The following is a 15,213-nucleotide window of genomic DNA, read 5'->3' on the forward strand; positions in this document are numbered from 1 at the left end:
TGCTGTTCAGGTTTTGGCCCTTGCCGACTTTGGTGTGAGAACCTGGGCAGGGCATGAACCTGGTTAGTTCGCGCAAAGCACGGGCCGTTCAATTTTGTTCTCCGCGAGCAGTTGCATACGAGGGTGCTGGCGGCGTAGTTTTCTGTGCAGAACCTCTGTCAGAGCAATGCCATGCACATGACCGAACTGAGTAATGAGGCGTTGGAGCCGTTGCGCCAGGCGCTGATCCTGGCGGGTCTGCCAGTGGACGACCTGAACCAGCAGGGCCGACGGTTTTTCAGCTTCAGGCAAGCAGACGCTCAGGCGGCGTTTGGCGGGATCGAGGGGGAGGGCGCGGACCGATTGTTACGTTCTCTGGTGGTCCCTGAGGGACTGCGGGGGCGCGGCATAGGTGCAGCGATGCTGGTCGCTCTGGAAGACTTTGCGAAAAACCAGGGCGCGGAACGCTTTCACTTGCTCACTGACAGTGCCGCCGCGTTTTTTGTCGCCCAAGGATATCAGGCGCGTGACCGTGCGCTGGCGCCAATGTCGATCAGCCAAACAGCCCAATTCAAGTCATTGTGCCCGGCCTCGGCGACCTACCTGAGCAAACGCCTCGTTTAGTGGCCTGTGTGGCTAATTCCTGGACTCGAATTAACCCTGCCTGAATGGGCGAATTTGACAGGGCGATGCGCAGGATTTTGGATCCATTGAGCCACCCATCGGCTACGCCACACCGGCAAATTGCCGCCCCCCCAAGCGGTAGGCTAAGCTCACGAATATTGGGGGCTTTGAGGGTTTCGCTCATGCTTTGCCCCCCTCAGGAATTCGCTTGCCTATCCCCAATTTTGATCCGTTCCATGTCCCCGGTGGTGCCCTCAAGCGCCTGCCGTTGCTCAAGGCAGCGGTGGCGTTTATCGCGGCGGTCTGCCTGTGCCTGTGTGGCCTGCTTTTTTTGCAACTGGAACAGTCTCGTCGCTACGACCTGGAGTCGGCGCGCACCGCCTCAGCGAACCTCACCCGGGCCATGGCCCAACAGGCTCAGGACACGTTCCAGCAGACAGACTTGGTCCTGACCAGCCTGGCGGACTGGATAGAAAGCGACGGTTTCGGTCCGGCGCTGCAACCACGTCTGCAGAAAACCTTCGCCCGGCGCGTGCAGTCACTGGAGCAATTGCATGGCCTGTTTCTGTTCGACAAGCACGGTCAGTGGGTCATTACGTCCTTTGAACAACTGCACAGGGGCCCAGGGGTAGCAGATCGGGACTACTTTAGTTTCCATCAGCAGAACACCGCCCTGACCGCTCATATCGGGCCGGCGATCCGCAGTCGACAAAATGGTGACTGGATCATCCCGGTGTCGCGGCGCTTGAATGATCAGGACGGCAATTTCCAGGGCGTGTTGTTGGCTGGGATCAAGATGTCGTACTTCGATCAATTCTTCGAAAGCTTCAGCCTCGCTGACCAAGACGAAATGGTCCTGGCCTTGTCAGACGGGACCTTGCTGGCCCGGCGACCCTTCGACGAGGCGAAAATCGGTCGATCCCTGGCCGAGGAACCCGTCTTTCAGCATGAGCCGTACAGCGACAGCGCCGGCACCGCGACCATCCGTTCCGCTGCCGATGGCATCCTCAGGCTCTATGACCACCAGCATTTAGAGGCCTATCCGCTGGTGGTCACCGCCGCGATGTCCGAACAGGCGATCCTGGCGGGGTGGCACGACAGAGCCTTCAAATCCAGTCTCATCGTAGCGTTGGTGGTGGTGGGCATCTGCCTGTTCGGCTGGGTATTCGTGCGCCAGTTGCGCAACAGCGAACGGATCGAAGCGGACCTGCGCAAGGCCCAGGAGGCGTTGGAGCTGATTGCCACCCATGACAGCCTGACCGGGCTTGCGAACCGTCGGCTGTTCGAACGGGCCCTGGACATCGAGTTTGGCCGGGGCGCCCGCCAGCGCAGCCCCTTGAGCCTGATCATGCTCGATATCGATTTCTTCAAGCGTTACAACGACACCTATGGCCACGTGGCCGGGGATCATTGCCTGGCAGAAATGGCGAAGGTGCTCAAGGGGTGCTGTCATCGCAAGGCTGACCTTGCCGTGCGCTATGGCGGCGAGGAGTTCGCGGTGCTGTTGCCCGATACCAACCTGCAAGGGGCCTTGGCCCTGGCCGAGCAGATCCGCCGCAGCGTCATCGACCAACACATCACCCATGCCGGCTCTCCTACCGGCTACTTGACGGTGAGCCTGGGCTGTTACGCGTTCGTGCCCAGCAGTCTGGACAGCATTGAAGTGTTCCTCCAGCGGGCTGACGCGGCGCTTTATCAGGCCAAGCACAGCGGACGCAACCGAGTGGCGGCGCTATCGATGGAAGACGGGTTTGATACGCTGGCGCGCTCGGATCGTTGAAATCGTGGAATCATCGGCGGCTTGTCACGGTCAATTGTTCAGGCACTTGGCCAGCGAAGTGGCAATGATGTGCAGGCCTCGTCTCAAATCTTGGGGGCTTGCCAACCGTTCAGGCAGTGGGTGCTAAGGTCAAGGGCGTGACGGAACACCGGGATTGCCTGTTCTGACACGTCGAAGCCAGCGTCGATAGGACAGGAGCAGGTCAATGGATACCGCTGCCGATACCCCTGCACATACCACGCGTCACACCCCCATCACCCGTCGTCTGGTGGTGGCCGTCGCCGGCTTGTTTGTCCTGGGTGTGCTGGTGGCCGTTGCCGCGCTGTTCAATATCGCCCATGAACTGGACGCGCAGGATGCGCGCAAGACCCATTTCTATACGGAGCGGGCCCTCCAGAACCGTATCACTGCCTCGAAGAACTACATTGCCAGTTATACCTACTGGACCACGGCCTATGAGCACCTCAACGGTGAGGTCGATGTGCAATGGGCCTACACCGAACAGAATATGGGCAAGACGCTCTTCACCAACGATGAATACGAGGGCGTGTTTGTCATTGACCGGGAACGCACCAAGTACGCGGTGGTACGCGGGCAGAATGTCCAGAGGGATGCGGCGGCTTACATGAATCTGCCCCTGGCCGATCTGGTGGCGCAGCTTCAGGAGCAACCCGATCTGACCGTGTCCACGGTTCGTTACACGCTGTTCGAAGGCTGGCCCGCCATTGTCACTGCGTCGGTGATCCTGCCCAATGACGAGCGCCCCCAGGTCGAATCCAAGGGGACATCGGTCCTGCTGTTCGTCGACCAACTGACCCCGGTCAAGCTCCGCAAACTGGGGAACAGTTACGGGCTGACCGACCTGACGCTCAAGCAAGACACGGCGCTGCAAGTCGGTCAGCCAGCCGTGCCGCTGGACAGCACCGGTTACAGCCTGGTGTCCCGACTGGAGCGGCCCGGCCAGCAATTGCTCTGGTCGCTGATACCGCCTCTGGGCGGCGCGCTGTTGATTCTGGCGCTGTTGACTGCTTACTTTTTTCGATACGCCATGCGCACCGCGCGGCATGTGGATGCCAGCTACGACAGTCTGGAATTGTCGACCCAGGCCCTTGAAGCCAGCGAAGAACGTTTTCGGGCGGTGGCCGAGGCCGCTTCCGACTGGATCTGGGAAATTGACGACCGGCAGCACATCACCTATCTGTCGGGACGTTTCAACACGGTCACCGGGTTCTCCGATCAGCAGTGGCTGGGCCAGGCTATCGAACAGCTGTTGTATTGCGACACGACCCCGATCGCCTTGTGGCTGGGCAAGCTGACCGAAGAGCAGAACGCCAGCCACCTGCGCTGTTCCTACCGCGATCATTCCGGGCAATTACGCTTCTGTCGAGTGTCGGCGCGGCCGATCTACAACAAGGCGCAGGTGGTGGGCTATCGCGGCACTGCCAGCGACATCACTGACGAAGTGGCCGCCCATGCCCAGGTACAGCATCTGTCGCTGCACGATGCGCTGACTGGCCTGCCAAACCGCAACAAGCTGGCCCGGCACCTGGATGATGCGCTGGTGGCCAAGGAGCATTCGGCACCGTTGACGCTGCTGATGGTGGATCTGGACAATTTCAAACCGATCAACGATTCACTCGGTCACCCGGCCGGCGACGCGGTGCTGCTGGAAGTGGCCCAGCGTCTGCGCGACAGTACACGCGAGCAGGACCTCGTGGCGCGGTTGGGGGGCGATGAGTTCGTGGTGGTGCTCGGCGGGATGGAAAACACCACCGAGATCGACCGGTTCTGTGAGCGACTGATCGAAAGCCTGCAGCAACCGATCCATTACGAGACCCATGCGTTGCACATCGGCGCCAGCATCGGCATTGCCGTCAGCCGCCGCCAGGGTTATGTACCGGGTGAGTTGATCCGTTGCGCCGATATCGCCTTGTACCAGGCCAAGTCCGAGGGTAAGAAAACCTGGTGCTATTTTGCTTCGCAGATGAACGATCAAATCCAGCATCGACGGCAACTGGAAAGCGACTTGCGTCAGGCCGTGAAGAACAACGAATTCGTCCTGCATTTCCAGCCGCGCTACAAAGTCGATGGCCGGGAGATCGTGGCCGTCGAGGCGCTGGTTCGCTGGCAGCATCCGACCCAGGGCTTGCTGGGCCCCGACGCGTTCATTCCCTTGGCTGAGCAGACCGAGCTGATTGTCCCGCTGTCGCGTTGGGTGTTGCGCGAGGCCTGTGAAACCGCGTTGACCTGGCCGGGGGAACTGATGGTTTCGGTCAACCTGTCACCGGCGCAATTTGAGCGCAGCGATGTGGTGCAAGATGTGCGTCAGGTGCTGATCGACACCCGTTTCCCGGCGAGTCGCCTGGAGCTTGAGATCACCGAAAACGTGATGCTCAACGATGTAGATGGTGCCCTCCAGGTCATGAATGCCCTGAAGGAGCTGGGCGTGCGCTTGAACATGGACGATTTCGGTACCGGCTATTCGTCACTTGGCTATCTGCGTACCTATCCTTTCGACGGCATCAAGATCGACAAGCGCTTCATTGCGTCCATGAGCAACAGCAGCAATGATCGCGCAGTGGTGCAGGCGATCATCAACCTGGGCAAGGCCATGGGCTTGACCGTTACGGCTGAAGGTGTGGAAACCCTCGCGCAACTGGGCTCGCTGGGTTCGGACCAATGCCACGAGGTGCAGGGCTATTTCCTCAGTCGGCCGATCGACAAGCAGGCGTTTGCGCATTTGCTCGAGAGCGGCCGGCCGCTGTCGAAAACCGGTTCGTGAACGTTTGTTGCAACCACCACGGTGGCTTATCGGTCACAGCTAGTGTCCTGGTTCTGGAGCTCTGGCCCGATGAAAAACCTGCGCATAGCAACCTTCAATATCAACGGCATCCGGGCCCGACTGCCCAATCTGCTGGAGTGGCTGGAGCGGGAGAAACCCGACATTGTCTGCTTGCAGGAACTCAAGGCAGCGGACAAGGATTTCCCCGCTGCGCAGCTGGAATCGGTGGGGTATGGATCGCTCTGGCACGGCCAGGCGTCCTGGAATGGCGTTGCGATCCTGGCCCGTGATGCGCAACCGCTGGAGAGCCGCCGTGGCTTGCCCGGCGGCGACGATGACAGCCACAGTCGTTACCTGGAGGCAGCGGTGCATGGCGTGCTGGTGGGTTGCCTTTATCTGCCTAACGGTAATCCGCAGCCAGGGCCCAAATTCGATTACAAACTGGCCTGGTTCGAACGGCTGATCGCCTATGCTCAAGGGCTGCAGGCCAGCGATCATCCGGTGGTGCTGGCGGGGGATTACAACGTGGTGCCCACCGACCTGGACATCTACAACCCGCGTTCCTGGCTCAAGGATGCACTGCTGCAACCGCAAAGCCGCGAGTGCTACCAAAGGTTGCTCGACCAGGGTTGGACCGATTCGTTGCGCCACCTGTACCCGGACGAGCGGGTGTACACCTTCTGGGATTATTTCCGTCAGCACTGGCAAAAGAACTCCGGGCTGCGCATCGATCACCTGCTGCTCAACCCGGCGGCCAGTCCTTACCTGAGCGAAGCGGGCGTGGACGCATGGGTCAGGAATCAACCACATCCCAGCGACCATGCTCCCACCTGGATCCGGCTCGCTTCGCGAAAACGTCGGTGAGGGAGCGAGTTCTCCTGGCCAGTTATTGTCTCGCAAAGGGGAATGCCTTATATCTGCATCCCAGCAGCGTGCTTTTTGTAAGCCCTGCATTGGACAGGAAAGGACATCCTCATGAGCCAAACCCGACTGAACGATTCGGGCCGTTATCTGCAACGCCTGGGCTTCGACACACCGCCAGCCCCGACCCTCGACACCTTGCGCCAGCTTCAACGACGCCACACCGCCGAGTTTCCCTTTGAAACCCTTTCGACGCTGCTGGGCCAACCCGTGCCCATTGACCTGGAATCAGTGGAGCGAAAAGTCTTCGAGCAAGGCCGCGGGGGCTACTGCTATGAACTTAATCAATTGTTCCTGGCGCTGCTCCTGGAACTGGGCTTCGAAGCCCGAGGCATCACTGGACGGGTGGTGATGAATGCCCCTGAAGGTGCCTGGCCGGCCCGCACCCACCGCCTCAGCCTGGTGACGCTTGACGGGGTGCGTTACACCACCGATGTCGGCTTCGGCGGCATGGTGCCGACCGCGCCGCTGCTGCTGGACAGTCGTGATACCCAGGCCACTCCTCACGAACCCTATCGTATCGAGGCTCACCCGGACGGCTATCTGCTCCGTGCCTGCGTGGCCGACGAATGGCGGCCGATGTACCTGTTCGATCTGCAGCGCCAGGAAGACATCGACTACACCGTCGGCAATTGGTATGTCAGCAACCACCCCGAGTCGCCGTTCATGGGCCGGTTGATGGTGGCTCGCACTGGCGATGGATTGCGCAAGACACTCAACGGCAACAGCTATGCCTTGCACCGGATAGGCGAGCAGAGCGAGCGCCGGACAATCACCGACGCCGACGAACTGATCGACCTGCTGGAGAACGAATTTGGTCTGCGTGTACCGCCCCGTGAGCTTTTACGGCCCGCCCTGGTCGGGTTGCTGTAACGGAGTGGGGGTAGCAGGGGGGCGGAAGGGTTCACGGGAGAGAAGGGGTGTTGCGCAGCAAGTTGTATACAACTCTATGGACATTTGTCCTGAATTTTGAATACAGTGTGCGCATAACAAAAAACAGGGAACTCCCGAACCATGAAAACGCCCCATGTTTCACTCCCACGGCCCGAGGACGAAAACCTTGGCGTCGGCGCGAATATGGCTTACGGCCTGCAACATGTGTTGACCATGTACGGTGGCATCGTCGCTGTGCCATTGATCATCGGTCAGGCCGCCGGGTTGTCACCGGCGGACATCGGCCTGTTGATCGCGGCGTCATTGTTTGCGGGAGGGCTGGCAACACTGTTGCAAACCCTTGGCCTGCCATTTTTTGGCTGTCAGTTACCCCTCGTGCAGGGCGTTTCGTTTTCCGGGGTCGCGACCATGGTGGCGATCGTCGGCAGCGGCGGAGAAGGGGGATTCCAGGCCATCCTCGGAGCGGTGATCGCCGCGTCCTTGATCGGCTTGCTGATTACCCCGGTGTTCTCGCGAATCACCCGGTTCTTTCCACCGCTGGTCACCGGCATCGTCATCACCACCATCGGCTTGACCTTGATGCCGGTCGCGGCGCGCTGGGCCATGGGTGGCAATAGCCACGCCGCCGATTTCGGCAGCATGGCCAATATCGGTTTGGCCGCCGTCACCCTGGTTCTGGTGCTGCTGCTGAGCAAAATGGGCAGCGCGACGATCTCGCGGCTGTCGATTCTGCTGGCAATGGTCATCGGCACAGTCATTGCCGTATTCCTGGGCATGGCGGACTTCTCATCCGTCAGCCAAGGCCCTATGTTCGGCTTCCCCACACCCTTCCACTTCGGCATGCCGACTTTTCATGTCGCGGCCATTCTGTCGATGTGCATCGTGATCATGGTGACATTGGTGGAAACGTCCGCCGATATCCTCGCGGTGGGCGAGATCATCGACACCAAAGTCGACTCCAGGCGTCTGGGCAATGGCCTGCGGGCCGACATGCTGTCGAGCATGATCGCGCCGATCTTTGGCTCCTTCACCCAGAGCGCCTTTGCCCAGAATGTCGGGCTGGTGGCGGTGACGGGGATCAAGAGCCGTTTCGTGGTGGCAACTGGCGGGGTCTTTCTGGTGGTGCTCGGCCTGCTGCCGTTCATGGGCCGAGTGATCGCGGCGGTGCCGACCTCGGTGCTGGGTGGTGCCGGTATCGTGCTGTTCGGCACCGTGGCGGCCAGCGGCATCCGGACGCTGTCAAAAGTCGACTACCGCAACAACGTCAACCTGATCATCGTCGCCACCTCCATCGGTTTCGGCATGATTCCCATCGCCGCGCCGAATTTCTACGATCATTTCCCAAGCTGGTTCGCGACGATCTTCCATTCGGGCATCAGCTCTTCGGCGATCATGGCCATCGTGCTGAACCTGGCCTTCAATCACTTCACCCGGGGCAACTCGGATCAGCAGTCCGTATTCGCCGCCGGTACCGAGCGGGTGTTGCGTTATCAGGACCTGGCGGCGCTGCGCGAAGGCGACTACTTCAGTGACGGCAAGCTGCACGACTGCGATGGCAACGAGATTCCGGTGGTGGCGGAGGCAGCCCATGCACCGGTAGAGCATGGCCCGGTACGACTGAAAAGCAGCGAGCACGTCTAGCCGATAAAACCCGTGGTGACGGCGTTTGCTCGGCTTTATGTCTCTTGAAAGAAAGGCCTGTGATCCTCGATCACAGGCCTTTCGTTTACTGATCACCAGCGCCCGTAATGACCGCGCGGTGGGCCGTAGTAATAGCCCCGTGGTGGCCCGTAATACACCGGCGCCGGGCGATAGTAGACAGGGCGCTCGATGTAGACCGGCTGTGGCTGGTAGTAGACCGGTGGCGGCTGCTGCACATAAACCGGCTGTGGCTGGACGTACACCGGTTGCTGCACGTAAACCGGACGATCACGGTTGATGATCGCTGAGCCGACGATGGCCGAACCAACGATTGCACCAAACACGGCGGGCCCCTCCCAACCACCTCGACCATGGGCGGATGCCTGGCCGGTGACCGCGAGTGCCCCCACGAGCAGGGCGATGATGGGGAGTTGACGGTTCATAACGATTCCTCGTTTTGGCCCCGGCGCCTGTGGTCTGCAACAGACCCGAATGAGGGCCGCGGGGATACTTGCTCTGACAGCGATTTTTCCAGAATTTGCCGCGCCGCTGGGTAAATATTGTGTAAGGTCTGTAGCGGTTTATTTACGAGAAGGAGTCACGCATGCAGATCAATCCCGACAAAGACACCCAGCTTTGCATGTCGCTATCGGGCCGCCCCGGGAATTTCGGCCTGCGCTTTCACAATCACTTGTATGAGCAACTGGGGCTGAATTTCTACTACAAGGCATTCAGCAGCCAGGACCTGCCCGGTGCCATCGGCGGTATTCGGGCCTTGGGCATCCGTGGGTGCGGGGTGTCGATGCCATTCAAGGAGGCCTGCATTGCCCTGGTCGATGAGCTGGATCCCTCTGCTGCGGCGATCCAGTCCATCAACACCATCGTCAACACCAATGGTCATTTAAAGGCTTACAACACCGACTACATCGCGATCGTCCAATTGCTGCAAACCCATGCGGTGCCCAAGGATTCAACCTTTGCTCTGCGCGGCAGCGGCGGCATGGCCAAGGCGGTGGCCAGCGCTTTGCGCGACGGCGGCTATAAAAACGGTTTGATCGTGGCCCGCAACGAAACCGCCGGGCGAGCCTTGGCCAACTCGTTGGGTTACGAGTGGCAGGCTGAACTGGGGGAGCGACGGCCGCAGATGCTGATCAACGTCACGCCGATCGGCATGACCGGCGGCCCGGAAGCCGACCAGTTGGCGTTCGAACCCGACGTGATTGCAGGTGCCGAGACGGTGTTCGATGTGGTGGCGATCCCGTCGCAAACGCCGCTGATCGTGCGCGCCCAAGCTGAGGGCAAACGGGTCATCACCGGGCTCGAAGTGATTGCGATCCAGGCCCTGGAGCAGTTTGTCCTGTACACCGGCGTGCGGCCCAGCGCGGAACAATTCAAGAAGGCCGTGGCGTTCGCCCGGGCTGCGTAGCGATCTTTGGACTTTGATCTTTCGCTCTCGACTCAATTGTCTGGAACAAGATCGCAGCCTCGTGGCACTCGACAGCTCCTACACGGCTATTCCAGCCTGGCCAGACGCTCCTCCAGTGCGGCGATCCGCGCTTCGAGTTCTTCGATGCGCTCCAGTGACACGCCGCTGCCGGCACCACGCTCCACGGGATGCTGGCGGGCGGCGAGGATCGCTTCGATATCCGCCGGGTCGCCCATGGCGTGTATGTAGCGGTCTTCCCGCTGGCCGGGCTGGCGCGGCACCAACAGCGCCAAGCCACGGGCAATCAGCCGTTCAAGCTGATGCACCACCTGTTCAGTGTCTTCGAAATCGTGCATCCGACCGCTACGGGTCAGCAGTTCACTGACTGTCTGCGGGCCGCGCAAGAACAGCAACCCCATCAGAATCACTTGGGCCGGCACCAGCTCCAGGGCCTTGTCGACCCGATGCTCCCAGCGGTCGGCGCGGCTGCCCATCACCAGTTTGGTAAAGCCGCGACCTTCCAGTGCACGCAGGCTCTGGCCGACCTGGCCCGGGTTGAGGTTCATGACCGGCTCACGGCTGGTCTTCTGGTTGCAGGCCAGCACCAGGGCGTTGAGCGTCAGCGGGTAGGTCTCAGGGTTGGTGGCCTGCTTTTCGACCAGCGCGCCGAGAATGCGGATTTCCGTGCTGTTGAGCCGCGGTTCTTCGGCCGGGCTTTGTTCTTCGATACTCATCGCGCGTTCCCTCTGCTGTGGAAGCCGCCTAGCCTAATCCTTGCGCAATAAAAGACAAGCTGTGCAATAAGGCGTGGCTATAATCGCACCCGTTTGATTTGTCCTTTCCTGCCACCTGCATGAGATCGCCATGACTATTTCCCTGTACGCCGCTTCCATCCCGGTTTTCAAGCAGATGCTCAACGCCCTGAGTGATGTCCTGAACAAGGCTGAAGCCCACGCCACTGCGAAAAACATCGACCCGAACGCGTTCCTGCAAGCCCGCCTGTACCCGGACATGTTCCCGCTGGTACGCCAGGTGCAGATCGCGGTGGATTTTGCCAAAGGCGTATCTGCGCGCCTGGCCGAGCTTGAAGTGCCGAAATATGACGACAGCGAAACCACCTTTGCCGAACTGCAAGCCTTGATCGCCAAGGTATTGGCGTTCATCGACGGTATCAGCCCCGAGCAGATCGATGGCAAGGAAGGCATCGAGATCGTCACCCGTCCGGGCACGCCGAAGGAAAAACGCTTCACCGGCCAGAACTATCTGCTGACCTATGGTCTGCCGCAGTTCTTCTTCCACGTCACCACCACCTACGCGCTGCTGCGCCACAATGGCGTAGAAGTGGGCAAACGCGACTACATGGGCGCGTTCTAAACCCGCCAGTAAGAAAAAGCCCGGGACGGTGTGGGCCGTCCCGGGCTTTTTGGTGTTTGTTTGTCAGATCGGCGGCGGATGTACCACCGCTATCGCGAGCAGGCTCGCTCCCACATGGGCTTTGTGTGTGCCCAAAACCTGTGGGAGCGAGCCTGCTCGCGATGACGTCCGTACAGCCAACGCATTTGTTACGCCTTATGAGCGAGTTTCTCTTCTTCACCCAAGCAAGCCGCCGCGGTGAACAGCACATCGGTAGAGGAGTTGAGCGCAGTCTCCGCCGAGTCCTGCAGGACACCGATAATGAAGCCCACGGCGACCACCTGCATGGCGATGTCGCTGGGAATGCCGAACAGGCTGCAGGCCAGGGGAATCAGCAACAGCGAACCACCGGCCACTCCGGACGCGCCGCAGGCACAAATGGCCGCGACGACGCTCAGCAGCACGGCTGTCGGCACGTCCACCACGATACCCAGGGTATGCACCGCCGCCAGGGTCAGTACGGTGATGGTAATGGCGGCACCGGCCATGTTGATGGTCGCGCCCAGCGGGATCGATACCGAATAGGTGTCTTCGTGCAGGCCCAGGCGTTTGCTCAGTTCCAGGTTGACCGGGATATTCGCCGCCGAACTGCGGGTGAAGAATGCGGTAATGCCGCTCTCGCGCAGGCAAGTGAAGACCAGTGGGTACGGGTTGCGACGCAGCTTCCAGAATACGATGAGCGGGTTCATCACCAGCGCCACGAACAGCATGCAGCCAATCAGCACGGTCAACAGGTGAAGGTAGCCCAGCAATGCGCTGAAACCTGAGGTTGCCAGGGTAGAAGCCACCAGGCCGAAGATCCCCAGCGGGGCGAAGCAGATGACCACGCGCACGATCACGGTCACGCCGTTGGACAGGTCCCCGAGCACGGTACGGGTGGTTTCGCCTGCATGGCGAATGGCAATGCCCATGCCGATGGCCCAGGCCAGAATGCCGATGAAGTTGGCATTCATCAGGGCGCTGACCGGATTGTCCACCACACTGAGCATCAAACTCTGCAGTACTTCGCCAATGCCGCCGGGGGCGGTGACGGCGACGTCATGGGAGACCAGGACAAGGCTGGACGGAAACAGGGTACTGGCAACCACCGCGACCACTGCGGCTGCAAAAGTGCCGAGCAGGTAAAGGAAGAGAATCGGTCGGATATGGGTTTCCTGCCCGTGCTTGTGGTTGGCGATCGACGCCATGACCAGCACGAACACCAGGATCGGTGCCACGGCCTTGAGCGCTGACACAAAGACCTTGCCGATGAAGGCGGTGGACTTGGCAAGGTCCGGCGCCAGCCACGCCAGGATGATGCCGGCGATCAGACCGATGACGATTTGCGTCACCAGGCCGGTGCGTTTGAGGCGGTGTAGAACGGAAGGGGACAAAGCAGTCATAACGGCATCTCTGATTTTTTTTGTGTGCAACGGTCGACCCCTCAGGGCAACAAGCGGGCAGGCCACATGAGCGGGACCGAAAAGAAAGTACGGCGTTTGCAGGCCGCGGACTTTATCACAGCCGGTTGAAAAATCTGACGGACCTGTGACGATCCGTCGCTTGGGCGTTCACGCGCGTTTGTCTGAGGGGCACATTCTGTTAGGCTTTTGGGCAATCCCCTTTCTACTCTGCCAGCGGCCCTTCTGGGCTGACGCTGGTGTCGTTGTTTTGCTGGAGTTCTGCATGTTGTCTGTTTTTCTGTTGTCGGCGGCTGGTTTTACAGTGCTGACCACCGAATTCATCATCGTCGGCCTGTTGCCATCCATTGCCCGCGACCTGCAAGTCACGATTGCCCAGGCCGGGCTGCTGGTGACGCTGTTTGCATTTACCGTGGCGGCATTCGGGCCGTTTCTGACCGCCTGGTTCGCTCGCTTTGAGCGGCGCAAGCTGTTTATCAGCGTGTTGGTTATGTTTGGTCTGGCTAACACACTGGCGGCTCTGGCGCCCAATATCGGCGTAATGGCCATCGCCCGCTTGATCCCAGCCCTGGGGCTGCCGGTGTTCTGGGCATTGGCCAGTGAAACGGCAGTGGACATTGTCGGGCCGCAGTTTGCCGGGCGGGCCATCGCCCGGATCGGGTTCGGCATTGTCTGTGCCACGGTGTTCGGTATTCCGGTAGGCACGCTGATTTCTGATGCGTTCGGCTGGCGCAGCGCCTTTGCGATCCTGGCGTTCATTGCGTTCGCCAAGGCGTTGCTGCTGTTTATCTACCTGCCCAAAACCAATCTGCACCAGCGTCAAGTCAGTTTGCGTTCGCAACTCAAGATCTTGCGCAGCCCGTTGATGCAGGGCCATGTGCTGCTGTCGATCCTGGTGTTCAGCGGCATGTTCACCGCGTACACCTACCTGGCCGATATCCTCGAGCGCCTGGCCGGGTTCGACGGCACACTCGTGGGCTGGTGCCTGATGGGCTTCGGGGCCGTGGGGCTGGTGGGTAACTCCTTGGGCGGGCGCGCGGTAGATCGGCATCCATTGATCGCCTCGATGGTGTTTTGTCTGTTCCTGATTGGCGGCATGGTGGCGCTGGTGCCGAGCATTCATTCGACCGTCGGGCTGGCAGCAGCGATGGGCATCTGGGGAGTGACCCAGGCGGCCCTGTTCCTGGTCAGTCATGTACGACTGATGAAGGCCGCGCCTGAGGCTCCAGCCTTTGCCGCGTCGCTGAACATCGCCGGGGCCAATCTGGGAATTGGCCTGGGGGCGATGGTCGGTGGGCGCGTCATCGATACCCTGGGCCTGGGCAGCGTTGGTTTCGCCGCGTCCGGCTTCATCCTCATATCGATCCTGCTGGCGTTGTTGCTGATGACCTTCAAGCCCCGTGCCGCCTGCGCGCAGTGCTAGGCGCTGAACAGCTCGCGTCGCGCACCTTCGGCGATGGCGACGATGCCCGGATGGCTGACCTTGCGCTCCACGGAAATGGCATAGAACGACTCGCTGACCGCATCGGTCTGGCCGATCACCTGAACGCCGTACTGGCGCTGAACTTCTTCGGCGATCACGCTCGGGCCGATGAAAATTCCGCTGCCTGATTGCCCGAAGGCCTGCATCAGCGCGCTGTCGTCGAATTCGCCGACGATGCGCGGCTGGATCTGTTGCTCGGCGAACCAGCGTTGCAAGCGGCTGCGTACCACGGTTTCGGCACCGGGAATCAGCAGTGGGGCATCCTGCAGACTGCGGGGAAAATCCTGCCCGTAGCGCTCGGCCAGCGCAGCGGTGGCAAAGAAGCTGATCCCGCACTCTCCCAACTTCTGGCTATAACCCTTGATATCCAGGTGGGTCGGCATCGGGCTGTCGGAGATCACCAGGTCCAGGCGCTGGATCGCCAGGTCCGCCAACAGCCGCTCGAGTTTGTCTTCGCGGCAGGTGATGCGCAGCGGCTCACTGAGCTCCATGGTCGGCGCCAGCAGCCGATAGACAATGGACTTGGGCACCACATCCGCGACCCCGACCCGGAACAGCGTCTGCTGCTCATTGGGTTGGGCCCGGAGCATCAGCTCCAGTTCGCCACCCAATTGGAACATGTGTTCGGCATAGGGCAGCGTCTGGCGGCCAGCCTCGGTCAGTTCCAGCTGCCGTCCGACGCGGCGAAACAACTTGATGTTAAAGGTTTGCTCGAGCAGCGAAATCTGTCCGCTGATGGTTTGTGGTGTCAGGTTCAGTTGCTCGCAGGCCCGCACGATGCTGCCAGTCTTGGCCACCACCCAGAAGTAATGCAACTGTCGGTAATTGAGCATAAGGCACGCCGATTCGTAAAAACCGAAGTATAACCGC

The 15,213-nt window shown here is 60.5% G+C and carries 13 protein-coding genes; 9 read left to right on the plus strand and 4 right to left on the minus strand.

Translation table 11 applies throughout. The features are described from left to right. Positions 1–171 precede the first annotated feature (171 nt). The 6 genes from arsN2 to BM132_RS16685 all read left to right on the plus strand — a co-directional run bounded on the left by arsN2 (position 172) and on the right by BM132_RS16685 (position 8,621). The gene (gene arsN2 / locus BM132_RS16660; protein WP_092456960.1) at positions 172–603 is read left to right on the plus strand and encodes an arsenic resistance N-acetyltransferase ArsN2; all 432 of its coding nucleotides are present in this window, start codon (positions 172–174) and stop codon (positions 601–603) included. Positions 604–811: 208 nt separating this feature from the next. Next, entirely contained in the window at positions 812–2,383 is a 1,572-nt protein-coding gene (locus tag BM132_RS16665; RefSeq protein WP_092456963.1) for a sensor domain-containing diguanylate cyclase, read from the plus strand. A 205-nt stretch (positions 2,384–2,588) separates the two neighbouring features. After that, positions 2,589–5,165, plus strand: a complete 2,577-nt coding sequence (locus BM132_RS16670; protein WP_092456966.1) for a bifunctional diguanylate cyclase/phosphodiesterase — start codon at positions 2,589–2,591, stop codon at positions 5,163–5,165. A gap of 69 nt (positions 5,166–5,234) precedes the next feature. Continuing rightward, a complete protein-coding gene (gene xth, locus BM132_RS16675; protein ID WP_092400544.1) occupies positions 5,235–6,029 on the plus strand; it encodes an exodeoxyribonuclease III in 795 nt (264 codons plus the stop codon). Positions 6,030–6,140: 111 nt separating this feature from the next. After that, positions 6,141–6,959 (plus strand): arylamine N-acetyltransferase family protein, encoded by an 819-nt coding sequence (locus BM132_RS16680; RefSeq protein ID WP_092456969.1) that lies wholly within the window; start codon positions 6,141–6,143, stop codon positions 6,957–6,959. Between the two features lie 141 nt (positions 6,960–7,100). Then, complete coding sequence (locus BM132_RS16685; protein WP_092400548.1) at positions 7,101–8,621, plus strand: nucleobase:cation symporter-2 family protein; 1,521 nt, start codon at positions 7,101–7,103, stop codon at positions 8,619–8,621. Between the two features lie 92 nt (positions 8,622–8,713). Here the strand turns inward: BM132_RS16685 and BM132_RS16690 are convergent, their stop codons facing one another. Next, a complete protein-coding gene (locus BM132_RS16690; protein WP_092400550.1) occupies positions 8,714–9,064 on the minus strand; it encodes a hypothetical protein in 351 nt (116 codons plus the stop codon). 161 nt (positions 9,065–9,225) lie between these two features. Here BM132_RS16690 and BM132_RS16695 point away from each other — a divergent pair, with 161 nt between their 5' ends. Then, the gene (locus tag BM132_RS16695) at positions 9,226–10,047 is read left to right on the plus strand and encodes a shikimate 5-dehydrogenase (protein WP_092456972.1); all 822 of its coding nucleotides are present in this window, start codon (positions 9,226–9,228) and stop codon (positions 10,045–10,047) included. An 86-nt stretch (positions 10,048–10,133) separates the two neighbouring features. On the opposite strand, the gene BM132_RS16700 is transcribed toward BM132_RS16695, so the two are convergent. Beyond that, complete coding sequence (locus BM132_RS16700) at positions 10,134–10,781, minus strand: YceH family protein (protein WP_092456975.1); 648 nt, start codon at positions 10,779–10,781, stop codon at positions 10,134–10,136. A gap of 130 nt (positions 10,782–10,911) precedes the next feature. Between BM132_RS16700 and BM132_RS16705 the strand changes: the two genes are divergently transcribed. Further along, a complete protein-coding gene (locus BM132_RS16705) occupies positions 10,912–11,421 on the plus strand; it encodes a DUF1993 domain-containing protein (protein WP_092400556.1) in 510 nt (169 codons plus the stop codon). Between the two features lie 188 nt (positions 11,422–11,609). Here the strand turns inward: BM132_RS16705 and sstT are convergent, their stop codons facing one another. Continuing rightward, positions 11,610–12,842, minus strand: coding sequence for a serine/threonine transporter SstT (gene sstT / locus BM132_RS16710; RefSeq protein WP_092400558.1), 1,233 nt, complete (start codon positions 12,840–12,842; stop codon positions 11,610–11,612). 283 nt (positions 12,843–13,125) lie between these two features. Between sstT and BM132_RS16715 the strand changes: the two genes are divergently transcribed. Continuing rightward, positions 13,126–14,283 (plus strand): MFS transporter, encoded by a 1,158-nt coding sequence (locus BM132_RS16715; protein ID WP_092456978.1) that lies wholly within the window; start codon positions 13,126–13,128, stop codon positions 14,281–14,283. Here the strand turns inward: BM132_RS16715 and nhaR are convergent. Next, positions 14,280–15,176, minus strand: coding sequence for a transcriptional activator NhaR (gene nhaR, locus BM132_RS16720; protein WP_047228504.1), 897 nt, complete (start codon positions 15,174–15,176; stop codon positions 14,280–14,282). The genes BM132_RS16715 and nhaR overlap by 4 nt on opposite strands. Positions 15,177–15,213: the final 37 nt, after the last annotated feature.

Origin of the sequence: Pseudomonas sp. NFACC45 (genome assembly GCF_900113505.1) — a bacterium.
Classification (GTDB): domain Bacteria; phylum Pseudomonadota; class Gammaproteobacteria; order Pseudomonadales; family Pseudomonadaceae; genus Aquipseudomonas; species Aquipseudomonas tehranensis.